The sequence below is a fragment of the Streptomyces sp. NPDC048590 genome (genome assembly GCF_043199535.1).
In the GTDB taxonomy this organism is placed as follows: Bacteria; Actinomycetota; Actinomycetes; order Streptomycetales; family Streptomycetaceae; genus Streptomyces.
In genome coordinates, this window is the sequence record NZ_JBICWC010000008.1 from 111297 (window position 1) to 132639 (window position 21343).

General features: G+C 69.9%; 21 protein-coding genes and 4 pseudogenes. 12 read left to right on the forward strand and 13 right to left on the reverse strand.

Going from position 1 to position 21343, the window contains the following annotated elements:
- Positions 1–44 precede the first annotated feature (44 nt).
- Positions 45–355, forward strand: a pseudogene (locus tag ACGFNN_RS23415) (short-chain fatty acyl-CoA regulator family protein); the annotation flags it as partial.
- Here the strand turns inward: ACGFNN_RS23415 and ACGFNN_RS23420 are convergent.
- Together ACGFNN_RS23420 and ACGFNN_RS23425 are read right to left on the reverse strand one after the other, a co-directional pair.
- Positions 343–1122: an ECF transporter S component gene (locus ACGFNN_RS23420; RefSeq protein ID WP_393558615.1), complete on the reverse strand. Its 780-nt coding sequence runs from the start codon at positions 1120–1122 to the stop codon at positions 343–345. The pseudogene ACGFNN_RS23415 and the gene ACGFNN_RS23420 sit on opposite strands and share 13 nt — an antisense overlap.
- Positions 1035–2165 (reverse strand): annotated as a pseudogene (locus ACGFNN_RS23425) (ABC transporter substrate-binding protein). The gene ACGFNN_RS23420 and the pseudogene ACGFNN_RS23425 overlap by 88 nt, the downstream one beginning before the upstream one ends.
- A 63-nt stretch (positions 2166–2228) precedes the next feature.
- Here ACGFNN_RS23425 and ACGFNN_RS23430 point away from each other — a divergent pair.
- Positions 2229–2357 carry a hypothetical protein gene (locus tag ACGFNN_RS23430; RefSeq protein ID WP_393558616.1) on the forward strand — a complete coding sequence of 43 codons (129 nt, stop codon included), beginning with the start codon at positions 2229–2231 and terminating at the stop codon, positions 2355–2357.
- Positions 2358–2472: 115 nt separating this feature from the next.
- Here ACGFNN_RS23430 and ACGFNN_RS23435 read toward each other — a convergent pair whose 3' ends face one another.
- Positions 2473–3348 (reverse strand): DUF4394 domain-containing protein, encoded by an 876-nt coding sequence (locus ACGFNN_RS23435; RefSeq protein WP_393558618.1) that lies wholly within the window; start codon positions 3346–3348, stop codon positions 2473–2475.
- Positions 3349–4183: 835 nt separating this feature from the next.
- On the opposite strand from ACGFNN_RS23435, the gene ACGFNN_RS23440 reads away from it, so the two are divergent.
- Entirely contained in the window at positions 4184–4837 is a 654-nt protein-coding gene (locus ACGFNN_RS23440) for a hypothetical protein (protein ID WP_393558620.1), read from the forward strand.
- Between the two features lie 277 nt (positions 4838–5114).
- Here the strand turns inward: ACGFNN_RS23440 and ACGFNN_RS23445 are convergent.
- From ACGFNN_RS23445 to ACGFNN_RS23455, 3 genes and pseudogenes are all read right to left on the reverse strand, one after another.
- Positions 5115–5327 (reverse strand): annotated as a pseudogene (locus tag ACGFNN_RS23445) (MMPL family transporter); the annotation flags it as partial.
- A 117-nt stretch (positions 5328–5444) separates the two neighbouring features.
- Positions 5445–6701, reverse strand: coding sequence for an RNA polymerase sigma factor (locus ACGFNN_RS23450; protein ID WP_393558622.1), 1257 nt, complete (start codon positions 6699–6701; stop codon positions 5445–5447).
- Positions 6698–7066, reverse strand: a complete 369-nt coding sequence (locus ACGFNN_RS23455) for a YciI family protein (RefSeq protein ID WP_362548313.1) — start codon at positions 7064–7066, stop codon at positions 6698–6700. Before ACGFNN_RS23455 ends, ACGFNN_RS23450 begins: the two co-directional genes overlap by 4 nt.
- A gap of 197 nt (positions 7067–7263) precedes the next feature.
- Here ACGFNN_RS23455 and ACGFNN_RS23460 point away from each other — a divergent pair, with 197 nt between their 5' ends.
- Complete coding sequence (locus ACGFNN_RS23460; RefSeq protein ID WP_393558624.1) at positions 7264–7950, forward strand: dihydrofolate reductase family protein; 687 nt, start codon at positions 7264–7266, stop codon at positions 7948–7950.
- A gap of 29 nt (positions 7951–7979) precedes the next feature.
- On the opposite strand, the gene ACGFNN_RS23465 is transcribed toward ACGFNN_RS23460, so the two are convergent.
- Positions 7980–8480, reverse strand: a complete 501-nt coding sequence (locus tag ACGFNN_RS23465; RefSeq protein ID WP_393558626.1) for a hypothetical protein — start codon at positions 8478–8480, stop codon at positions 7980–7982.
- Positions 8481–8949: 469 nt separating this feature from the next.
- On the opposite strand from ACGFNN_RS23465, the gene ACGFNN_RS23470 reads away from it, so the two are divergent.
- The 3 genes from ACGFNN_RS23470 to ACGFNN_RS23480 are packed head-to-tail and all read left to right on the forward strand — an operon-like array spanning position 8950 to position 10692.
- Positions 8950–9759 carry an SDR family NAD(P)-dependent oxidoreductase gene (locus ACGFNN_RS23470; protein WP_393558628.1) on the forward strand — a complete coding sequence of 270 codons (810 nt, stop codon included), beginning with the start codon at positions 8950–8952 and terminating at the stop codon, positions 9757–9759.
- Between the two features lie 17 nt (positions 9760–9776).
- Complete coding sequence (locus tag ACGFNN_RS23475) at positions 9777–9854, forward strand: 50S ribosomal protein bL37 (RefSeq protein ID WP_393559094.1); 78 nt, start codon at positions 9777–9779, stop codon at positions 9852–9854.
- A 58-nt stretch (positions 9855–9912) separates the two neighbouring features.
- Entirely contained in the window at positions 9913–10692 is a 780-nt protein-coding gene (locus ACGFNN_RS23480; protein ID WP_393558630.1) for a GNAT family N-acetyltransferase, read from the forward strand.
- A 143-nt stretch (positions 10693–10835) separates the two neighbouring features.
- On the opposite strand, the gene ACGFNN_RS23485 is transcribed toward ACGFNN_RS23480, so the two are convergent.
- Positions 10836–11642 carry an MFS transporter gene (locus tag ACGFNN_RS23485; protein WP_393559096.1) on the reverse strand — a complete coding sequence of 269 codons (807 nt, stop codon included), beginning with the start codon at positions 11640–11642 and terminating at the stop codon, positions 10836–10838.
- Positions 11643–11931: 289 nt separating this feature from the next.
- A pseudogene (locus tag ACGFNN_RS23490) lies at positions 11932–12360 on the reverse strand (MFS transporter); the annotation flags it as partial.
- Here ACGFNN_RS23490 and ACGFNN_RS23495 point away from each other — a divergent pair.
- Positions 12287–12439, forward strand: a complete 153-nt coding sequence (locus tag ACGFNN_RS23495; protein WP_393558632.1) for a hypothetical protein — start codon at positions 12287–12289, stop codon at positions 12437–12439. The pseudogene ACGFNN_RS23490 and the gene ACGFNN_RS23495 overlap by 74 nt on opposite strands.
- A 34-nt stretch (positions 12440–12473) precedes the next feature.
- Here the strand turns inward: ACGFNN_RS23495 and glsA are convergent, their stop codons facing one another.
- Both glsA and ACGFNN_RS23505 read right to left on the reverse strand, forming a co-directional pair.
- The gene (glsA, locus tag ACGFNN_RS23500) at positions 12474–13520 is read right to left on the reverse strand and encodes a glutaminase A (protein ID WP_393558633.1); all 1047 of its coding nucleotides are present in this window, start codon (positions 13518–13520) and stop codon (positions 12474–12476) included.
- A 400-nt stretch (positions 13521–13920) separates the two neighbouring features.
- The gene (locus ACGFNN_RS23505) at positions 13921–14733 is read right to left on the reverse strand and encodes a DMT family transporter (RefSeq protein WP_393559098.1); all 813 of its coding nucleotides are present in this window, start codon (positions 14731–14733) and stop codon (positions 13921–13923) included.
- 198 nt (positions 14734–14931) lie between these two features.
- Between ACGFNN_RS23505 and ACGFNN_RS23510 the strand changes: the two genes are divergently transcribed.
- The 3 genes from ACGFNN_RS23510 to ACGFNN_RS23520 all read left to right on the forward strand — a co-directional run bounded on the left by ACGFNN_RS23510 (position 14932) and on the right by ACGFNN_RS23520 (position 18203).
- On the forward strand, positions 14932–15813 hold the full coding sequence (locus tag ACGFNN_RS23510) for a LysR family transcriptional regulator (protein ID WP_393558635.1): 882 nt from the start codon (positions 14932–14934) through the stop codon (positions 15811–15813).
- A gap of 261 nt (positions 15814–16074) precedes the next feature.
- Positions 16075–16866, forward strand: a complete 792-nt coding sequence (locus ACGFNN_RS23515; RefSeq protein WP_393558637.1) for a hypothetical protein — start codon at positions 16075–16077, stop codon at positions 16864–16866.
- Positions 16867–16982: 116 nt separating this feature from the next.
- Complete coding sequence (locus tag ACGFNN_RS23520) at positions 16983–18203, forward strand: metallophosphoesterase (RefSeq protein WP_393558639.1); 1221 nt, start codon at positions 16983–16985, stop codon at positions 18201–18203.
- A gap of 60 nt (positions 18204–18263) precedes the next feature.
- On the opposite strand, the gene ACGFNN_RS23525 is transcribed toward ACGFNN_RS23520, so the two are convergent.
- A complete protein-coding gene (locus ACGFNN_RS23525; protein WP_393558641.1) occupies positions 18264–19205 on the reverse strand; it encodes an SDR family oxidoreductase in 942 nt (313 codons plus the stop codon).
- Positions 19206–19446: 241 nt separating this feature from the next.
- On the opposite strand from ACGFNN_RS23525, the gene ACGFNN_RS23530 reads away from it, so the two are divergent.
- Entirely contained in the window at positions 19447–20313 is an 867-nt protein-coding gene (locus tag ACGFNN_RS23530; RefSeq protein ID WP_393558643.1) for a helix-turn-helix transcriptional regulator, read from the forward strand.
- Between the two features lie 245 nt (positions 20314–20558).
- Here the strand turns inward: ACGFNN_RS23530 and ACGFNN_RS23535 are convergent, their stop codons facing one another.
- Entirely contained in the window at positions 20559–21188 is a 630-nt protein-coding gene (locus ACGFNN_RS23535; RefSeq protein WP_393558645.1) for a GPP34 family phosphoprotein, read from the reverse strand.
- Positions 21189–21343: the final 155 nt, after the last annotated feature.

A 21343-nucleotide genomic window follows, 5' to 3' on the forward strand; every position in this document is an offset into this window, starting at 1 on the left:
CGAGGGCGCCCCCCGGTCCCGCCCGGGCGAGTTTCGGAGGTGGCTCCGAGATGCCGGACGGGAAACGGCACTTCTGGGTCGCGCGGACCGTCACACGCGGTGGACACGGCCTCCACGCGCCGAGTTCGCCGTGGCGCTCGGCTGCGAACTGCGCCACGCTCACCGGCTGGTCTACGCCGCGGGCGTGGCTCTCGACGATCCTCGTGCCGCCACACCGATCGGGCTCGGCTGCCGCATCTGTGAACGCCGGGACTGCGCCCAGCGGGCCCGCCGCCCGCCGGCCGGTGGGCGGCTGTCGATCGACGCGGACCGGCGCACGTACGTGCCGTATCCCGTGGAGGGTCAGGAGGACTGATCTCCCGCACCGTCCCGCCCGCCGCGTTGCCGGGGGACGAACCGTACGGGCGCCCGGAACCTGGCCTTGCGGGCCGCTCGCCGGAACGTGGTGAGGACGGCCGGACCCGCGAGCAGGACGCACACGAAGTTGGTGACGGCGCGTCCCGTGTCCCAGCCCAGGGAGGTCGCGAGGTCGAAGGCCACGTAGCGGTGCCACTGCTCGGTGAACGGCAGACCGGGCAGGTAGGCGATGGAGCTGTTGGGGTCGAGGGAGAAGGGCCAGAACGACAGGTTGAGCAGGAAGCCGAAGAGGTAGCCGGAGAGCGAACCGTAGACGGCGAGCAGCAGGATCTCGACGCGGCCCGTCGCGCGCGGCAGGAACCCGGCGAGCATCCCGACGAACGCGCAGCCGAACATCTGGTACGGCATCCAGGGGCCGACTCCACCTGTGATCAGCGCGGAGGCGAACAACGACGTGCAGCCGAGGGTGAAGCCGAAGCCGGGCCCGTATACGCGACCGGCAAGAACGAGGACGAAGAAGACCGTCTCGATGCCGGCGGTGCCCGCGCCGAGCGGGCGCAGGGCGGCGTTGACCGCGGACAGCACGCCGAGCATGGCCAGGGCCTTGGAGTCGATTCCGCCCTCGGCGATCTCGGACAGGACGACGCACAGGATCAGTACGAGGAGCACGCCGAAGATCAGCGGGGGCGCGTAGTTCGAGCCGAAGGTGCCGGGCGCGACGACGAACGGCCGGAAGAACGCGACGACACCGAGAAAGGCCGCCATCGCGATGACGAGGCCGACCCGGGGGAGAGACTGATGGCGGGGGCGGGTCTCTTCGCCGGCCAGGTGTTCACGGTCGAGCCCGAGCGCGAAGGCGCGCACGAGGCGGGGTCGTCGAAGGGAGCTTGATCGAGACGGAGCAGGATCGCCTGCATGGTGGCGAGCTTGCTCTGCGCGAGCGCGAATCCGTCCCGCCCGCTCAGCCGCGTCGCGGAGGCGGCGGACAGGTCATGGGCGTATTCCACCTGACCGGACAGCAGCGCGTTCAGCCGGGCCCGCTCCTCGTTGACGGGGACGAACTGCAGCTCGTCGATGTGCGGGCGCCCGGCCCAGTGGTCGTCCCACGCCCTGAACACCGCCTTGCCGCCCGGTGTGAAGGACTTGAAGGTGAAGGGCCCCGACCCGATCGGATGCCGGAAGTCCTTGGTGTCCTCGGGAACGATCTCGGTGCCGGCCGCGGCGAGTGCGCTCGGGAACTCGAAGTCGGGCTTGCGCAGGACGAGGGTGAGGTCACGCCCAGAGGCACGGCAGGTGGCGAAGTCGACGGCGGCGAAGAGTTGCTGGGAGGACGCGGCGGTCTTCGGATCCGCGATGCGCCGGTAGTTTCAGAGCACGTCGGCGGCGGTGACGGGCCTGCCGTCATGGAAACGCGCGTTCCGCAGCCGTATGCGCCAGGTCGTCCCGGCCCGGTCGCTCTCCCAGGACTCGGCGAGCCTGCTCTGCACGGACATGTCGTCCTTGTACGTGAGCAGGCTGTCGTACAGGGCCTTGGAACGGGCCTGGTCGACGAAGAGCGGGGCGGGGTGCGGATCGGGCGTCTCCCGCGAACCGCCCGCACTGAAGGCGGCCCGCAGCATCCCCGCACCGGCGGAGCCCTTACCGCCCTCCTTCGACTGTGAGGAGGAGCATGCGGACAGCGCTGTCACAGCGGCGAGTGCGCCAGCCCCGGCCAGTACCTGACGTCGTGCGAACGGTTGGGTCATTTCAGCGGGCTCCCGGAGCCGGGCCCGGAGGTGCCATCGACGTGGAGGCACGTCGCACGGCATGGCCGCACACCCGACCGGACGTACGTCAGCGGGGGTGCGTGGGCAGGCAGTCCGTTCCTCGAAGTGACCGAGCGGCTGCGCGCAGACCCGGGCTGGCGGGTTCACGAGATACCCGTCGGTCACAACATCGCCCGCCGCGCCCCGCACGCCCTCGCCGCCGTCCTCGGAGCGCTGCCGCCCGGCTCCGCCTGACCCGCTGCCGCCCGCGTCGCGTTGGCGGCCGCGCACCCGCAGCGCCGACCGATCTCTCCAGGGTCTCCCGCGCCGGTGCCGACGGTGGTTCCACCGGCACCGGCGCGGGCCGCTCTCAGTTCTGGTTCAGCGGCAGTGCGATGTCGACGACCTGTCGGCCAACAGGAAAGGAGCCGACAAGGGACGCCTCACCGTCGAGGAGGTTCACCTGGTAGAAGCGCTGCCTCCCCTCGGTGGACAGCGACGCGAAGGCGCGGTTGGAACCGTCGGAGCGCTTGTAGTAGATGTCGAATCCAACCCGAGGCCCTGTGTTCGCTCCCAGGTTTCCGGTGGGAGCGAGGGTGCCGGCGTTGGCCGGGGACTGGAGGGAGACCCGGTCGTTGACCGTGTCGATGTCGAACAGGGTGGTGGCGGTGGACGCGTTGAGGTCGTTGTTGGTGTACGCGGCTCCGGTGACGCCGAGCGCGGTCGTCGGCGGCGTGGTCGGGTTGGTGAGCATGCCGTCGGTGGTGGTGGTGCGCGGTGCAGCCGGGTCGTCGATGTTGTGACGGAGGTTCTGTCCGGTGTCGCTGATGACACGCAAGCGGTTGGCGGCGGGATTGAAGTCGACTCCGAAGTTCCTGCCCGCCAGGGCAACGGTGAGCTGGGAGACCTTGACCGCCTTCGCGTCGCTGTTCACCGTGTAGATGCCGCCCCGGTCGCCGACTCCGTAGAGCTTGCCGTTCTGGACTCGGAAGTCGATACCGACCAGCTTCCTGTCCGCCCGCAGGCCGGAAACCTTGCCGAACGACCAGCTGTCGCCCGGCTTGGTGACCTGAAAGCCGACCAGGCGCTGGTCGGAGGTCAGACCCACACTGATGAGACCCGGAGCCCCCGCACGGTCACGCGGACCGAACGGGGTGGGCGCGGTTTCGGCCGACGCGTGAGCGGGGGCGCCGAGGGACAACGCGATGGCGCCGGCAGCGGCGGCCGACAGCATACGAGAACGCACGGTTTCACTCCGAACGGTAGTCGGCCCGCCCCCGGAGAGGGCGGGTCCACTCGTCACTTCGATGCCACCTTCACTCCGGATTGGAGATATCACGGAAAAGGCCCCAAATGGCCCTAAGTGCATGCAAAACAATCAGGTAACCCGTGGAACGGACGGTTGGGTTACCTGGGTGAGGGCGTCCTGGCATTCCCGTACGGATGAGCGCTGGGACATCCCGAAGGACCGTTGGGTCTTTGGTCTGGAGGAGATTCCTGCGTCCGAGAGAGGCGAGGACGGGGCATTCCATCGTGTTGCCCCTGCCTTCGGTACCACCGTCATCAGCGCGCCGGAAGGCACTCCCCAGGCGCCGTGCTGGGCGGCTGGTCCGGCGGCTGTGGTGGGGATCCGATCTGCCCGGTGTCAGAGGCTACTGGCAGCATCAACAGCTATGAGGATCACGCGAACTACCCCGCCGCGGCCGCTCAACGTGAACACACTCTTTCCGCAACTGGCCCCGCTGGCCCGCACCGCTACCCGGCTGCACCCCGTCCCCGCCACCCCGTCGCCCCGCAGCAGTTCGGTCGGTGGTCCACTGTTGTGGCCGGCCGATGAGCCGTGGCCGCACTGCGAAGAACCTCACGAATGGGACCCGGGAAACCCAGTCCCACCGCTGGCGGACTTGAAACTGGAACGTCGGATTCGAGCTGCGGCACAGGGCCGGGATCTGACCTCGCAGGAACGGGACACCCTCACCCGCATCCATCCCCCCAGGAATTATCCGAGACCTGCGCCCAGCCGCCAACCATATGACGGGCCAATAGCGCTCCTGCCGCTGGCACAGCTGTACACGCGGGACGTGCCCGATCTTCGCGCGCCCGCCGACACCGATCTGCTCCAGGTGCTGTGGTGCCCGTTCGACCACCCTCCCAAGGAGTACATGCCCAGGACCGTGCTGTTCTGGCGGTCCGCAGCCGAGGTCACCGACATCCTCATCGCACCTCCGGAACCGTACGCAGTGCAACGCGCCGACTACCTGCCCGAGCCGTGCCTGCTCGTCCCGGAGCAGATCACCGAATACCCCAACCCCTTGGAACTGAGCAAGGAAGTGCGGAGCCTGCTCGAGGACTGGAGCAGATGGGAATCCGCCGGTGACGCGGTCGACAGCCGGTACGCGCCCTACCCGAGCGAGTACTACACGATCAACCTCTCCGTCGCTCCCGGCTGGAAAGCAGGCGGCTGGGCCTCCTGGGGCGTAACCGACCCCAAGCCTCAATTCTGCCCCGCCTGCGACACTCCGATGGATCCCCTTCTGACTATCGCCACCCACGAATGGTCGAGCAACAACCACAGCTGGATCCCGTATGAGATGCGACAATCCACAGCACCAGTGAGGGCAGGCGAGCCCCGACCGAATCAGCCGGCCGCCATCCAGATCGGCCGCAGCTACAAACAGCAGCTGTACGTGTGTCCGGTCTCATCACAGCACCCCCACACCGAATTGATGCAGTAGGCGCACCAACAGCAACCAAGGTGCCCCCGCTCGGCACGATTGTCGTTGCCCGCACCAACGACGATCCACTGGTTGTGACCAGCCTGCTCGACAAGGACCTGGTCGCGCCCCTCCACACTGCAGGAGGAAGACGCAGAGGCCTCCTCCTGCGGTGCGTGAGTGCCGGCCGCCGCCTCGCACGGCGGGTTCTCCGGGCCAGCGCGCAGTCAGCGACACGGCATGGAGCACGCACAGTTGCGCGGGCTTCGTGAATGTGACTCAGTGATTCGGAATGAGGTCAGCCTTGCCGCGGGTGGATCGCCGGTTCCCGCACCGTGCTGGCGAGCCTTTGGCCTTCGATGTCCACGTGCGGCAGCCGTCGGTCGAGCCAGCCGGGCAGCGTCCAGGACCGTCGGCCGAGCAGCGCAAGAACGGCGGGCACGAAAGTCATGCGGACCATGAACGCGTCGAGGACGACCGCTGCGGCAAGGCCGGAGCCGAGCGAGGAGACGTCCTTCAAGCCCGGTGCAGCTCGCTTGAGTTGCCCGACTGCGGATGGTTGTCTGTTCGTCCCTCCACCGATCGGGGTCACGGTCTACGCGATCCCGACCGGATGGCGTGGGAAGGGTCAGCCGGAGGCGGACCTCGGCGCCAGCCGGGCGGCGCGGGTTTCCAGGTAGCGGCGCTCGGTCAGGCTGGTGGTGCCGCGGGCGGCCCGGTGGTAGTGCTCCCGGGCCGCCGGCTGGTCGCCGGCCGTCTCCAGCAGGTGTGCGCGGACCGCGTGCAGCCGGTGGTGGTCGGTGATTCGGTCATCCGCGGCCAACTCGTCCAGCAGGGCGAGGCCCGCGCGCGGGCCGTCGATCATGGCGACTGCCACTGCCCGGTTAAGGCCGGCCATCGGGTTCGGCGAGAGCCGCTCCAGGATCTTGTACAGCGTGTTGATCTGACGCCAGTCGGTCTCGCCGATGCTGGGCGCCTCGTCGTGCAAGGCGGCTATGGCGGCCTGCAGCTGGTAGGGGCCCAGCGCCGAGCGGGTCAGAGCGTCCGTGACCAGTGCGACGCCCTCGGCGATGCGGCCGCGGTCCCAGCGCGAGCGGTCCTGCTCGTCGAGCGGGATCAGCTCGCCGTGCGGGCCGGTGCGGGCGGCCCGGCGGGCGTCGGTGAGCAGCATCAGGGCAAGCAGGCCGGTTACTGCGCCGTCGTCCGGCAGCAGGCGGTGCAGCAGGCGGGTGAGGCGGATCGCTTCGGCGGCCAGGTCGTCGCGGCGCAGCCGGTCTCCGGAACTGGCGGTGTAGCCCTCGTTGAAGATCACGTACAGGATGTGCAGCACGCTTCGTAGTCGCTCCGCCCGATCCTGCCCGACCGGCAGGATGAACTCGCTTCCGGTGGCCCGGATCCGCTGCTTGGCCCGGCTGATCCGGACCGCCATGGTCGGTTCCGGCACGAAGTAGGCGCGTGCGATCTCCGCAGTGGTCAGCCCGCCGACCGCGCGCAGCGTCAGCGCGATCTGCGAGGCCGGGCTCAGCGCCGGGTGGCAGCACAGGAAGAGCAGGGTGAGCGTGTCGTCCTGGTTGGCCGGGGTGTCCTCGCCGGGGCCGGGCGACGTCGGATCCGGATCCTGGGCGGCCACCTCGTCCTCGCGTCGGCGCCGGGCCTGTTCGCTGCGGAACTGGTCGACCAGGCGGCGACCGGCGACCGTGGTCAGCCAGCCGCGTGGGTTGTCCGGGACGCCCTCGACCGGCCATCGAGTTGCCGCGGCGAGCAGCGCCTCCTGCACGGCGTCCTCGCTCAGCTCGAACTGCCCGTGCCGGCGCACGAGCGCGCCGAGGACCTGCGGCGCGAGCGCGCGCAGCAGGCCCTCGACGGTGGCGCGGTCGGCGCTCACTCAGTAGGACCTCCGGAGAAGATCACCTGGCGGACCTCGATGCCCAGGCCGTTGAACCGGGCGTCCGGGATCATCGCGGCCAGCTCCAGCGCGCGGTCCCTGTCGGCGACGTCGACCAGGTAGTAGCCGCCCAGGAACTCCTTGGCCTCCAGATAGGGGCCGTCGGTGACGACCGGCACACCGTCGCGGACGCGGACCACGGAGCTCTGGGACGGGTCGGCGAGCGCCTCGGTGCTGATCATCTCGCCGGACTCGCGGAGCGTCTTCATGAACGCGCCGTGGCCTTCCATGATCTCCTGGCGCTCGGCCTCGGTCAGTGCCTCCATGATGGCCGGGTCGATGTGCATGATCAGCAGGAACTTCATGTCCAACTCCTCACCGTAGCGGTGCCCGGTCGGGCCCCGTCATCAGGTGGTCGTCGCGGGCCGGCCGCTCTTGACATGCCGGCGACGGATTCAGCGGACCAGATTGTGCCGGGACGGGTCAAGATCCGTCGATCGGCTCCGACCTCAGGGTGAGGATCCGAGCATCACCACCGTTGTCGACCCCATGGGAGGAACACATGCCTCAGCTACTGCGAGTCCAGAACTTCAACGTCTCGAGTGACGGAATCGGTGCTGGTGAGGACCAGACCCTCGAGAGACCATTCGGTCACGTCGAGCCCGAGAGGCTGTTCGCCTGGGCCGGTGCCACCGCGAGTTGGCCCATGCGCACCGACCCCGGAGGCAGCCGAGGTCTCGACGACTACCTCACGCGGGACTACGCCCGTGACATCGGCGCCGAGATCATGGGCCGGAACAAGTTCGGCCCCCAGCGCGGGCCCTGGCTCAACCACGAGTGGCGCGGCTGGTGGGGTGACGAGCCTCCGTTCCACACCCCGGTGTTCGTCATGACCCATCACAAGCGTCCTTCGTTCACGCTCTCCGACACCACGTTCCACTTCGTCGACGGCGCCCCTGCCACGGTCCTCGAACAGGCTCGGGAGGCGGCACAGGGCAAGGATGTCCGACTCGGCGGCGGGGCCACCACCATCCGGCAGTTCCTCGACGCCGATCTCGTCGACACACTGCACGTGGCGGTCTCGCCGGTGAAGCTCGGGTCCGGGGTACGACTCTGGGAGTCCCCCGACGAACTGCTCGACCGGTTCCACCTGGAGGTCGTTCCCAGCCCGAGTGGGGTGAAGCACCACTTGTTCTGGCGAAGGGGTCAGGAGGCGTCTGCCGACCCGTATCACCGTACGGCGACATGAATGGCGTCGTCGGTGAGGGGTCACCTGCCTCAACCGCAGCCGCCATAGTGTGGCTCCGCCCATGACCGGCCGCGCACGTCCAAGTCGAGTGCGGACGCCTGGCCGACTGCGGCGAACAAGATGAGTGGCAGCTCCTTGTCGGCCTGGCCGAGCGCCAGCGCGAGCCACCGGCCGCTGTCGGGAAGCGGCCACACCTGCATGCTCACGACCTGTTGACTGAGGAAGTCGAGCGGCTCGGGCACAATCTCTCCCTCGCAGCCGGCGATCAGATACGGTCCGAGGTCGACGAAGAACGCCTTGCCCCACCGGGTCGTCAGGCGTGCCGCCAGGGCATCGAGGCAGGCCCGCATGTCAGCTTCGGCCTCAACCCAGGCCAGGCCGTCGTCGTCATCCCAGAAGTCCCGACTGACCTGCAAATCGCGTACACGATGCGCTGGTCCACCGTTCCCGGAGAAATCGGCATAGGCCTCCTCGGGAAACGGTTGCACGGCCAACGCGTCAATCGTCGAGAGGTGCTCCTCGATAGTCATGGGCGCAGGTTATGGGAGCTGGTGCGACGACCAGCGGCCGGTGTCCCTCGTGGGATCACCGATGCAGACGTCGAGCGGGTGATCGTCAGGACGCTGGAGGAGACCCCGAAGAAGTGCTGCGAAAAGCGGCGGTCTTCTCCGCGAAGGAGAGCGATCGATGAGCGAGGTGTACGCGTTCATCGCCTCCGGCGTCCCCAGGACTCGGGTGAATGTCCGTCAGGGGCGCATCAGGGAATCCGTGCACGCCTTGCCCGGGACTTACCGCGCCGGTTCGATGGACATCATGAACAGCGCGTGGCTCCTGCTCGACCGGCCGCCTCATCGGGCGCCCCGTCGTGAGCCCCGCTGTCCGGAGACGTCCGCCCGCCGCTGACATACCTCCGCATCACCTCCGGGGCGTCGTGACATCCCTGTCCGGCGCCCCTTCTTCCTACCCGTACGCCATTGATCCCTGAGGGACTGACCAGTCATGTCCGTATCCGACCTTTCCTCCCGAACCGTCCTGGTGACCGGCGCCACCTCCGGCATCGGCTACCAGACCGCGCGGCTGCTCGCCGAACGCGGCGCCACGGTGCTCGTCCACGGCCGTACCTCCGAGGAGGCTCACGCCGCCACCGACAGGCTCGTCACCCTGGCCGACGTCGACGAGGCCCGGCTCTGCCCGCTCGGGGCGGACTTCACCCGGCTGGAGGAGGTCGAGCAGCTCGCGACGCGCGTCCTGGCCGAGCACCCGCGCCTCGACGTACTCGTCAACAACGCGGGAATGGCCGGGCCCGAGCAGCACACGGTGACGTCCGACGGCAACGAGATCGCCTTCCAGGTCAACTTCCTCGCCCACTACCTGCTCACCCACCTCCTGGAGCCCGCGCTCACCGGAGGCACGGGCGGCCGCGTCGTCAACGTCTCCTCCTCCCTGCACCGCACCGGCTCCATCCAGTGGAGCGACCCCAACCGGGTCCGCCGTTACTCACGCCTCGCCGCCTACGCCCAGTCGCAGCTGGCCCTCACCGTCTTCGCCGCCGACCCGCGCGTCACCGCGGTCTCCGTCCACCCCGGCGTGTGCACCACCAGCCTCCTCCCCCTGTACGCCCACGAGGGCGTCGCACCGGCCGAGGGCGCGGCGCATGTCGTACGGCTCTGCGACCCGGCCGTCGAGATCGTCAACGGCGCCTACTACGACCGCGAGTACCGCGTCGCCCCCGCGCCCGCCGCCTCCGAGGAACGCACCGTCAAGCGCCTCACCAAGCTCGCCGACCTCCTCGTCGGCCAGAACGCCTGAAAGGAACCGCACCACCCATGTCCAAGCGCGCCCGCAAGAAGAAGGACCGCCGGAAGAAGAAGGCGAACCACGGCCGCAAGGCCGGCGCCCGCTGAACTCCTGGGGCGGCCCGCACCCGGGCCGCCCCTCCCCCGTCCCGTACCAGGAGGTCCCGTGATCCCGCATCCGTCCCACCGACCGCCCGCCTCCGCCCGTGTGTTCCTCACAGGCGCACCCGGCACCGCGGCTCTCGCCGAGCACGTCCTCTCCACGGGGCACGGGCGATGGTGGACCGACCGTGCCGACCGGCCTCGCGTCGTGGCGGTGACCTGCGGAGGACACGCTCTCCTGGCGGGCGACCCCAGCGCGATCGCTCCGGACGAGCTGTCCCCACTGGCCCGGCACCGCATCGAGACGCCCGGCCGATTCGTGCCCGTTCTCGGAGCGGCCTTCGAGCGACTCGTGCCGTGTGAGCGGATGCTCTACGTGCACCGCGGCCCGGCGATCGCACCCCGCCTGCCCCGGGGCGTGACCGTACGCAGAATCACCCCGGAGGATGCCTCTGCGCTCGCCGCGCCGGCACCGGCCATGGCCTTGATCCACGAGAGCTGGGACGGACCCGGCGCACTCGCCGCATCAGGACTCGGATGGATCGCTACACGCAGAGGGAGGGTCCTGGCGGTGGCCTGCTCCCGCTTCGTCGGCAGCCGGTACGAGGATGTCGTCTGCGTCACCGCGCCCGACGAGCGCCGTCAACACCTCGCCCTGGCCTGCGTCACGGGCCTGACGGCCGACATCGCGGCCCGTGGCCACCGCGCCGGCTGGAGCTGCTCCCGCGACAACCGCCCCAGCCGGCTTCTCGCCTGGACCGCCGGCTTCCGGCTCACCCGCGAGTACGTCCACCACGTCGCCGGGCCCGTCAGCCAGGCGTCCAAGGTGGCCGAGGCCGCGTAGGGAGCGCGTGCGGGGGCTCGGCCGCCCCGCCGGACCATCGGATGCCCGTGTCGGCGCGAGCGCGCTCGCGCCGCTGATCACCAGGACGGTGAAGCCTTCGCGGTCGACTCCGGCACGGGCGCCACCCCCTGTGGCCTCCCCTGTCAGGCTGTTCTCTCCGGGCAGGGATCGGGGATCTCCCGGGGGTCGAACCGCGGGAGGTTGCGCACCGGCACGACGGCGAGGGCGCTGGCGGTGGCAAAGGCGAGGAAGCCGATCTTCAGGGCGCGCAGTCGGGCGTCGGAGTTGATGCGGACGGCGTCGTCGATCTGCTCGGGGGTGGCGCTGGTCTGTTCGAGCGTGCCGCGCAGGTCGTCGTTGCTCACGAAGTTGGAGTTGTCCAGTCCCGCTTCCTTCCGTAGGGACTCGGGGAGCGAGGAGGAGGCCATGGTGTTCGCGAGGACGAGGCCGAGAACGCCGACCAGCATGGCTCCCGCCAGGGCGGTCCCCACGGCGGAGGCGAGGTTCTGTGTGGTTCCACGGAGCGAGCCGACGTCGCCCGCCAGGTGTTTGGGCGAGCTGGTGACGAGGACGTTGAACAGCAGGGTCACCAGTGCGCCCTGCCCGGCTCCGAAGAAGATCAGGCCGACGATCGTGGCCGGCGTCTCCCAGTTGTTGGTCACGATGAACGCCAGCCAGATCAGTGCCGCCGTGGTGAGAACGAAGGAGACGAGGGCGATGTCGCGGGGGGAGAAACGCTTGTAGAAGCGGACCACGACCATGGCTGCGGCGAAGACGGTGAGGTTGAAGGGGATCATCGCCACGGAGGTGGCCAGCGGGGTGTTCCCCTGGACGACCTGGATGTACAGGGGGACGGTGAAGTTCAGGGCCGCTTCGAGTGCGACGACGACGAACAGGGCGTAGACGGCAGAGCGCTCGCTCTTGGAGCCGACGACGTCGAGGCTGATCAGCGGTGTCCGTCCGAGAGCGGCGCGGCGGCGGGTCCAGACGAAGAAGAGCTGCCCCCAGGACGACCCCCACCACGAGGAGCAGCAGGGCCGGGGACACTCCGAGGATGGCGAACGGGGCGTCGTCGGCGGCCAGGAATGCGCCCCAGTCGTTGAGGTTGTTGAAGCCCATGGTCAGGCAGACGATCGCCAGACCGATCAGCAGCGCTCCCACGACATCGATCTCGACGGAGCGGTCGGCGGTGTCGGAGCGCAGCTTGAAGCTCAGGACGAACACGACGACCGCCAGCGCCGTGAGGATCATCCAGACCGGCCGCCATCCGGCGTAGGTGCCCAAGATTCCGCCGAGGAGGAATGCGGTGACGCCGGAACCAGCCCTTGCGGAACCGAGGGATCCCACTGCGGTGGCCTGCTGCTCACCGCGGTAGTTCTCCGCGATGAGGGCGACCAGCGCGGGTACGACGATGGCGGCCGCCGCCCCCGCCAGCCCTTGTGCCGTCACCATCACCCAGACGGTGGGGGCGAGGAACATCAGCACCGTCGACGCGGCGAAGACGACGATCACCACGCGGTAGACCGCCACCCAGCCGAATCTCTGCCCCAGTTTGGCCCCGGTCATCACCAGTGCGGCGACGACCAGTCCGTACGTGACGATGCCCGTGCTGACCTCGGTCGGGGTGGCGTCGAAGGAGTCGATCATGCCGCTGAGTGAGATCGGCAGGGCCGCGACATTCACCGACATCAGGACCTGGCCGAGGAAGATGGCGATCAAGGGGGTCCAGGACGCTTTGGGTTCCTGAGGCGCGGACCGCGTGTGATGCGAAGAGGCCATGCTCATCCCTGCCTTCCGTTGAACGGCGCGGAGGCGAAGAGGTTGAGACCAAGGGCTCCGGAGAGGTAATGGGTGGCCCGCTGCCCTCGCACGCTGTTGCCGGTGGCGTCCAGCCGCGGCGAGAAGACGGCCAGCCCCGCCTTGCCCGGAGACACGGTCAGGACCGCTCCCGAGACACCGCTCTTGCCGGGCATTCCGACCTCGTAGAGCCAGTCGCCGCTGCGCTCGTACATGCCGGACGACGCCAGCGCGGCAAGGGTGTCCCTGCACACGGCTGCGTCCACCACCCGCTCCCCCGTCAGCGGGTTGACTCCCCCCGCCGCCAGGGTGGCTCCCATGACCGCGAGATCGCGGGTGGAAACGGCCAGTGAGCACTGCCGGGTGTAGACGTCCGTGACCTCGGACGGATCGCCTTGGAGCCGTCCGTAGCTGCCGAGCAGCCGGGCGATGGATTCGTTGCGCTGATTGGCCGCGGACTCCGAGGCGTAGACCCGCTCGTCCAGTTCGAGTTCGCGTCCCGCGAAGCGGGAGAGGCCGCCACGGACGAAGTCCCACTGCTCGGTGGCGTCCCGGCCCGGAACCAGAGCGGTGGTCGCCAGGGCTCCCGCGTTCACCATCGGGTTGACAGGGCTGCCCCGGTTCAGCTCGATGGCCAGGACCGAGTCGAACGGCAGACCCGTGTTGTTCACCCCCACAGCGCGACGCACCGTGTCGTGGCCGAGCGCCTCGTCCACCAGGGCGAAGACGAACGCCTTGGAAACCGACTGGATGGAGAATCGGTGCTCGGAGTCACCCTCGTACGTCACCAGCCCCCGGACATCGGCAACCGCGAGCCCGAACAACGCGGGATCCTCCGAGGCCAGCGCCGGGATGTAGTCGGCGACCTGACCGGAGTCGTCCTCGGCGTACCGCGACCGGGCTCCCGCGAGCGCAGCCTCGACGTCCCCCATGAGGGGAAGGTCCCCGGTGGACACGGCGGCCTCGGCCTTACCGGGCGACACGGCGTCACGGCTGTCGTGGATCACCCGCTCCTGCGGTGCCGCGTTCATCGTCCGGAGCCGTCCGTCGTCCGCTCTCGTGCCCGCACGGACGACCAGTCGGCTCCAGGATTCACGTGTCTGCCCCTTCCCGCCCGCCGATGCTGCCCGTATGCCCTGATGCCAGTGTTCAGGCCGGAGGTGGCCCCCGCACGTACGATTACGGCGATGAGGTGACCACCCGGCAGCCGGTGCGCCATGGGTGGCGCCGCGACGGGCAACCGCCGACGTGATCCGGTCACCGCGCCCTACGGCGCGGTCTGCACGCCGCAGCGCCTCCCCCTCTACGGCGGGGCCACGCGTCGAGGCGGAGGGAGGACCATCGCAGCGCGGTCATCTCCACGCGTGGGCAGGCCGGTTCTGTGGTCACCGGCGCCCTGCGCGAGGAGTGGAGGCAGCAGGACCGTGGCGGTCAGGAGATGGTGCGCGAAGTGGTTTGGACGGACAGGGCGTTGGCCGAAACGATGACCACGACGGACACCCAGGAGATGGCGTCGATCTGCTGTCCGAGGACGATGAGCCCGATCAGCGCGGCGAAGACAGGGTTGACGCTCATGAAGACGCCGAAGAAGTGCGCCGGGACCCGGCGCAGGGCCAGCACGTCGGCGAGGAAGGGCACGGCGGAGGAGAGCACCCCCGCCGCCAGTGCGCATCCCAGCGCCGCGAGCGTGGGCGGGTGTTGGGTGAGCGCCCACACTCCGACGGGCAGATAGAGGGTGCCCGAGAGAGCTGCCGCCGCGGCCGAACCCTCCAGGCCGGGCAGCCGGGCGCCGACGGCGCGGTTGAGGAGGATGTAGCACCCCCAGCAGAGCGCAGCCAGCAGTGCCAGACCGATACCCAGGTAGTCGGTGGTCGGAGTGGGGCGGGCCAGAACCGTCACCGCACCCGCCGCGGCGAGAGCGGCGACCAGGTCGACCCGGCGTCGGGATCCGGCCAGGGCCACGGTCAACGGGCCCAGGAATTCCAGGGTGACGGCCAGTCCGAGGCCGATCCGGTCGATCGCCGCGTACAAGGAGAGGTTCATTCCGGCGAACACCAACGCGAGACCGGCCACGAGACGCCACTGCGCTGCGGTGAACTGCCCGAATCGCGGTCTTCCGACGGCTCCGAGGACGATGGCGGCCACCCATTGGCGCACCGCCACCACACCCGTCGGCCCAAGAACCGGAAAGGCCAGCGCGGCCACCGCGGCGCCGGTCTGGTTGGACAGCCCGCTGCCCAGCATCAGCGCTACTCCGCGCCACCGGGGCGTCGACGCGGTGGCGGTGGGAGCGGTGGTCGTGGGGGCGGTGGTCGGGTCACATGGGCCGGACCGGTGTGCCCTGTCCGTACGCACGGAGGAATCGCACTGCATGAGCACCACGATCGCGGGGCATCACCTATGCGCAAAATGCATGCGGCGCCTTACCTATACGCTGAGCGTATGGATGGCTCACAGGATGGAACGGCGGCACTGGAACTGAAGCACCTGCGGTGTCTCGTCGCCATCGTCGACACCGGCAGCTTCACCGACGCGGCGATCCAGCTCGGTCTCTCCCAGGCCGCTGTCTCCCGTACCCTCGCCGCCTTCGAGCACCTCCTCGGGGTGCGTCTGCTGCACCGCACCAGTCGTAGCGTCGCCCCCACGACGGCGGGCGTGCGAGTCCTCGCCCGTGCCCGCGTCCTGCTCACCGGAGCCGACGAACTCGTCCGTGAGGCCACTACCGGCCACGCCCGCCTCCACATCGGACATGCGTGGTCCGCTTTCGGCCGTCACACCACCGCCTTCCAGCGCCGCTGGCGTGAACAGCACCCGGACACCGAACTCCGCCTCATTCGTCACAACAGCCGCACCGGTGGCCTGGCCGAGGGGCTGTGCGATCTCGCCGTCATCCGCGCGCCCCTCGATCTGAGCCCTTGGTCCCACGCCCTGATCGGACACGAGCCCCGCTGCGTCGCTCTGGCCTCCGACGATCCCTGGGCCAGGCGCCGGCACATCCGCCTCTCCGACCTCACCACCCGCACGCTGGCCATCGACCGGCGCACCGGCACCACCACGCTCGACCTGTGGGGGGAGGAGGCGCGGCCACGCGTCGAGTACACCCATGACATCGACGACTGGCTCGCCGCCATCGCCACGGGAAGATGCGTCGGCCTGACCCCCCAGGCGACCGCCGCCCAGTACCGCCGCGACGGCATCACCTACCGCCCGTTGCGTGACGCGGAGCCCGTTCCCGTCCACCTGATCTGGCGCACCCAGGATCCGCACCCCGCCACACACACCGCCATCGCCCTGGCCACCGCTCTCTACCGCGAGAGCAAGTAGGCGGGTCTCGCGTCCCAGAACCTTGAGGTCCTGATGCACGCTTCGCGCACCTGCTACCACTCCCGGGGCCGGGCCGGGCCGGGCCGGGCGGCGTGCGTCGGGGGCCACGATCCCAACGGCGCGACGACGGCGATGTCCGCCACGGTGACGCCGAGGCAACGGACTGAGTGGTTCCGCCGCTCCGGACGTTCACGCCCAACCCGTAGGTTCAGCCGCGCGTGCGCCTCCCGCCCACGCCACGCCCAGGAGGAACGGCAGTTGATGTTGACTCGCAAGGTACGAAGACGGCTCTCGGCCGCCACCCTTCTGCCCCTGCTCGGCCTGAGTACGGCCTGCTCCGATGCCGGGAGTCCGGCCGGAACGGCCGAGGCCGCCGGCCGGAACCCGGTGGCGACGGAGACGAGGGGCCACGCCGCGCCCCTCACGGCTGCCGAGCTCAAGGCCGCCCTGCTCACCGAAGCGGAGGCGAAGGGCTTCACCATCACGGGCAGCGATTCGCGAGCCGGCGCCGCTGCCGCGGACGGCAGAGCCGCGGAGGCGGGCGAGCCGACGGCCTGCCTGGTCCTGCGACGGACACCCAGCGAGAACGCGCCCGAGCGTGGTGAGTCGGCTGCCGCCTGGTCGACCATGTACCTGGGTGACGGTGCTCTGTGGCCGAGGCAGACCGTGCTCACCAGCTACCCGGTGGACACCGCGCGCGCCCGAATGGCGGAACTCCGCCGGGCCGTGAAGGCCTGCGGCCGCTTCCATGTGCGCAATGCCTATGGAACCGGATCCGTCACGACCGAGACACTGCCGGTTCCCGCGCTCGGCGAAGAAGCCGTGCGCTACCGCATGCTGACCCGCACGAAGTTGCGTTCCGGGGACCGGGGATACCACTACGCCCTGGTCACCGTCGTCCGGGCAGGAGGTGTCATCGCCTCGGTGCGGACCTCCGACGCCCTCGGGCCCTTTCCTGCCGAGCAGGTGAAGGGATTCGCACCGGAACCGGGGCCGGACGAGCCGATGACCGCCGTTCTCGCAGAGAAGGTGAGCAAGGCCGCCGGCGCCTGAACGTCGACCCGCGCAGGCAGGCGCCCCGTCGAATGCCGTGACGCTGCCACTCTTCGACCGAGACCCACCGGATACAGTGCGCGCGACGGCAGGCCGGCCGTACGAGGAGGCGAAGCGTGACCGACACCAGCGATACCCGATCCACCGAAGGTGCGGAGGGGAAGGTCGCACCGAACCTGCTCCACCGCGTGATGCGCTACATCCCTCTGATCGCCCCGGTCCTGCTGTGGGCCCTGCCCTGCTGGGTGTTGCTGCACACCGGGCAGCGCTGGCCGTCGTCCGCCGCCTGGGGCGGGACCGCAGTGTTCGTGCTCGGTCTGATCGGTATGCCGCTCGCGATGACGCGCGGTCACGGCCGACGCCAGCAGGACCGGGCGGCCGTCGTCGGTGACACACTCCTGGGCGGCATCTGGGTCCTGTTCACCTGGTCCGTCCTGCTGGGCGTGCTGCTGCGCCTGGCTCTGTTCGTCGGCGGCGTCGGCGACGGACAGACCCGGGCCCGGATCGTCACCTTGGCCGTCCTCGGTGTCAGCGCCGTACTGCTCGCCTGGGGGTACGTCGAAGCGCGCCGGGTGCCCCGCGTGCGCCGACTCGACGTACCGCTTCCGCGGCTGGGAGCCGGGCTGGACGGCACGCGGGTCGTCCTGATCACCGACACCCACTACGGTCCGATCGACCGCGCGGGATGGTCGGCGCGGGTCTGCGAGAAGGTCAACTCCCTGGAAGCGGACCTGGTCTGCCACACCGGCGACATCGCGGACGGCACAGCGGAACGCCGCCGCGCCCAGGCCACCCCTCTCGGCACCGTGCGGGCGACCCGGGCCCGTGTCTACGTGACCGGCAACCACGAGTACTACAGCGAGGCCCAGGGCTGGGTCGACCTGATGGACGAGCTGGGCTGGGAGCCGCTGCGCAACCGTCATGTGCTGCTCGAACGCGGCGGCGACACCCTCGTGGTCGCCGGTGTGGACGATGTCACCGCCGAGTCCTCCGGTCTGGCGGGTCACCGAGCCCACCTCGCAGGCGCCATCGACGGAGCCGATCCGGACCTTCCGGTCCTGCTCCTCGCCCACCAGCCCAAGTTCGTCGACCGTGCCGCAGCCGCCGGGATCGACCTACAGCTTTCGGGCCACACCCACGGCGGCCAGATCTGGCCCTTCCACCACCTGGTCCGCCTCGATCAGCCCGCCCTGGCCGGACTCAGCCGCCATGGCAGCCGCACCCTGCTGTACACCAGTCGTGGTACCGGGTTCTGGGGGCCTCCGTTCCGCGTCTTCGCCCCCAGCGAGATCACGCTGCTCGTACTCCGCTCGCCACAGACGTCCCCGTCGGCGTGACACTCCTGGCGGCACCGCCGACGTCCGGCGCCGGAGGTCCGGGGGCGCACCGACGTCCCCTCAGTCCGGGAACCGCACCCCGACCAGTTCCTGCGACACGTCCCAGACCCGCCGGGCCTCCTCCGTGACGCGCAGTCGGCTGTAGAGATTCTGCTCGGCGGGGGCACCGCCCATGTGGCCCGGCCCGCTGGGACCGTAGAGGGAGCCGCCCCTGGCTCCGGGGTCGGCAGCGGCGTACAGGGCGGGCAGTTGGGCGGTCCGTACGGTCCCGACGAGGATGCCACGGGAGGACAGGGCGCGGATCAGGCGCACCCCCAGGGTGTCCTTGTCGCGGCCGACTTCCGGGCGGGCGGCCAACAGACTGGTCGGGGCGACACCGGGGTGGGAGAGGTTGCTGGTGATGCCCCATCCCAGGGCGCGGCTGCGGCGTTCGAGCTCCAGGCCGAAGAGCCCGAAGGCGATCTTCGACTGACTGTAGGCCCGCATGCCGTTGTACGAGCGCTCCCAGTTGAGGTCGTCCCAGTTGATGGCGTTGCTGTTGGCGGCGACGCTGACCTGCGAGGTCACCCTGGCCTGACCGGCCCTCAGAAGGGGCAGCAGGTGGGCGGTGAGGGCGAAGTGGCCAAGATGGTTGGTGCCGAACTGCAGCTCGAACCCGTCGGCCGTCAACTGCCGGTCGGGCGGGGTCATGACGCCGGCGTTGTTGACGAGCAGGTGGATGGGACGGTCCTCCTCCAGCAGGTTCTTCCCGAGAGCTGTGACGGAGTCGAGCGAGGAGAGGTCGAGCGCGCGCAGGGACACGTTCGCGCCGGGTGTGCTCCGCCGGATCTCGTCGAGGGCCGCCGCTCCCTTCTCCTGGTTGCGGACCGGCATGAGGACCTCGGCGCCGGCGGCGGCCAGCCGAGCCGCGATTCCGAGCCCGAGCCCGTCACTGGCGCCGGTGACCACGGCGCGTTTCCCGTCGAGACGGGGCACGGTGATGTCGATGTTCCTACCTGGCATGTCTCTCCCACTCCTGTCCGAACCATCCGCTGTCTCCACCGTGCCGACGCCGAAGCGGGCCCGTCCAGGACCTCCCGATCCGCTGTCGAGTGCGACGAGGCTACGGCGGGCGAACCGGGCGCACGCGGGTGGACACGGTCGCGACCAGCACCTTTCCCACCGGAAGGGGGGATCGTCGGTCCGTGGATGCGCGTGCCGCCAGGCTGTAGACAGGGAGGACCGACCAGGAGGAGACAGAACCGTGCAGATCGACCGGGCCGGGCTCGCCGCCTTCCTGCGCCGTCGTCGGGAGGCGTTGCAGCCGGAGGACGTCGGCCTTCCCCGTGGGCGTCGCCGGAGAACCAGCGGACTGCGTCGCGAGGAGGTCGCCGTGCTCTGCCACATGTCGAGCGACTACTACGCCCGCCTGGAGCGGGAGCGCGGCCCGCAGCCGTCCGAGCAGATGATCGGCTCGATGGCCCAGGGGCTTCACCTCACGCTCGACGAACGTGACCACCTGTTCCGTCTCGCCGGACACACTCCGCCCGAGCGGGGTGCGGCCGGAGACCATGTCAGTCCTGGCCTGCTGCGCATCCTGGACCGTCTGGACGACACCCCAGCGGAGATCGTGACCGAGCTCGGGGAGACGCTGCGGCAGAGTCCGCTCGGTGCCGCGCTCACCGGCGACACGACCCGGTACACCGGCGCCGCCCGGAGCATCGGCTACCGCTGGTTCACCGACCCTGCCACGCGGTCGCGGCACGTGGCCGAGGACCACGGGATGCTCTCGCGGATGTTCGTCTCGGGACTGCGGGAGGTCACCACCCTACGGGGCCCGGACTCGCGGGCTGCCGAGTACGCCGCTCTCCTCCTCGAGGAGAGCGAGGAGTTCCGGTGTCTTTGGGAGAGGCACGAAATCGGTGTTCGCCCGCAGCACGTCAAACGGTTCATCCACCCCGAGGCCGGGGTGCTGGAGTTGCACTGTCAGACCTTGCTCGATCCCGAACAGGCACACCGTCTGCTCGTCTACACCGCCGTCCCCGGCAGCACGAGCCACGAGAGACTGCGGCTTCTCCCGGTGGTCGGGTCCCGGACCACACGCCTGGAATCCGACCTGAACTCCGGCTGAGCACCCGTCCGATGCCCAGCACGTGGAAGCATCTCGGCATCGCGACCGGCCGCCGCCGAACCGGCCGACCGTGACACGGTCCCCCGCCTTCCACCCCGCGCTCCCGGCACCCGCGGCGCAACTCCTCGACGCGTCCGGCGGCCTCGCGCTCGGGTACCGGCGTCCGTCCCGTCGCGCCGCTGCCCGCTGCCCGCGAGGCCCCGGTTGCAGGGGCCGTCACGGACACCGGCGCGGCGAGGCCGGTATCAGTACCCGCGCCAGATGTTGTCGAAGGCCGCTCCTTCGATGGACCTGCGCTGCCGTTCGGCAGCCAGTTCGGTGATCGCCTGATGGACAGCGGTCACTACGGTCGCAGCGTCGTCCGGGAGTCCGGTGAGCGTCGCCTCCGGCACCTCTCCCATGCCGACAGCGGCCGCGAGCGAGGTGAGGAGAGGGTCCCCCGCCTCCCTGCGCGCCTCCGCCCTGTCGACCGTGGAAGCGTCGGCCGTGGCCGACGTACCGGCGCCTGCGGGGACACCCCTGTCCCTGCGGAAGAGATGTGGGCGGGACCGCTCGGGCGCGACGAGTCCCGCGGCTTCGAGAGCGGCGCGATACCTCCCGGCCAGCTCGGACCCCCGCCGCCACAGCCAGTCCTCCACGGTTTCGGACGATGGTCCGGAGGCGAGCGTGGAAGCGGCCTCGCCCAGCAGGGCGTCCTCGGTGCGCGGGGCCGGGGTGCGGGGCACGATCCGGTCGTCGTCGAGGGTGACGACGCCGGCCTCGACGAGGTCGATCAGCTCGGCTCCCGCCAGCGCGAGGGACAGGTCTCCCCGCTCGAGACCGGTGTCGGCCTCCGGGATGAACGCAAGGATCGACAGGTCCTGGGCTGTGGTCATATGCGCCTCCAAATCTTGGGGCAGAGCAGGGGACTTCAGGCCCGACGCGGCCTCCGCCGTCGATTATCTCTGCCCGCGGCCCGGCGACGCACCGCTGCGTCGCCGGCCGGCACTCCCCAGGCGTCGACCACGGGCGCTCCGACGAACGGGAGATG

Bases quoted from the DNA above. Each gene is read 5' to 3' on its own strand.
- ACGFNN_RS23420 (WP_393558615.1), bottom strand. From the start codon at position 1,122: ATGGCGGCCTTTCTCGGTGTCGTCGCGTTCTTCCGGCCGTTCGTCGTC.
- ACGFNN_RS23455 (WP_362548313.1), bottom strand. From the start codon at position 7,066: ATGAAGTTCCTGCTGATCATGCACATCGACCCGGCCATCATGGAGGCA.
- ACGFNN_RS23460 (WP_393558624.1), top strand. From the start codon at position 7,264: ATGCCTCAGCTACTGCGAGTCCAGAACTTCAACGTCTCGAGTGACGGA.
- ACGFNN_RS23465 (WP_393558626.1), bottom strand. From the start codon at position 8,480: ATGACTATCGAGGAGCACCTCTCGACGATTGACGCGTTGGCCGTGCAA.
- ACGFNN_RS23470 (WP_393558628.1), top strand. From the start codon at position 8,950: ATGTCCGTATCCGACCTTTCCTCCCGAACCGTCCTGGTGACCGGCGCC.
- ACGFNN_RS23475 (WP_393559094.1), top strand. From the start codon at position 9,777: ATGTCCAAGCGCGCCCGCAAGAAGAAGGACCGCCGGAAGAAGAAGGCG.
- glsA (WP_393558633.1), bottom strand. From the start codon at position 13,520: ATGAACGCGGCACCGCAGGAGCGGGTGATCCACGACAGCCGTGACGCC.
- ACGFNN_RS23505 (WP_393559098.1), bottom strand. From the start codon at position 14,733: ATGCTGGGCAGCGGGCTGTCCAACCAGACCGGCGCCGCGGTGGCCGCG.
- ACGFNN_RS23510 (WP_393558635.1), top strand. From the start codon at position 14,932: ATGGATGGCTCACAGGATGGAACGGCGGCACTGGAACTGAAGCACCTG.
- ACGFNN_RS23515 (WP_393558637.1), top strand. From the start codon at position 16,075: ATGTTGACTCGCAAGGTACGAAGACGGCTCTCGGCCGCCACCCTTCTG.
- ACGFNN_RS23525 (WP_393558641.1), bottom strand. From the start codon at position 19,205: ATGCCAGGTAGGAACATCGACATCACCGTGCCCCGTCTCGACGGGAAA.
- ACGFNN_RS23535 (WP_393558645.1), bottom strand. From the start codon at position 21,188: ATGACCACAGCCCAGGACCTGTCGATCCTTGCGTTCATCCCGGAGGCC.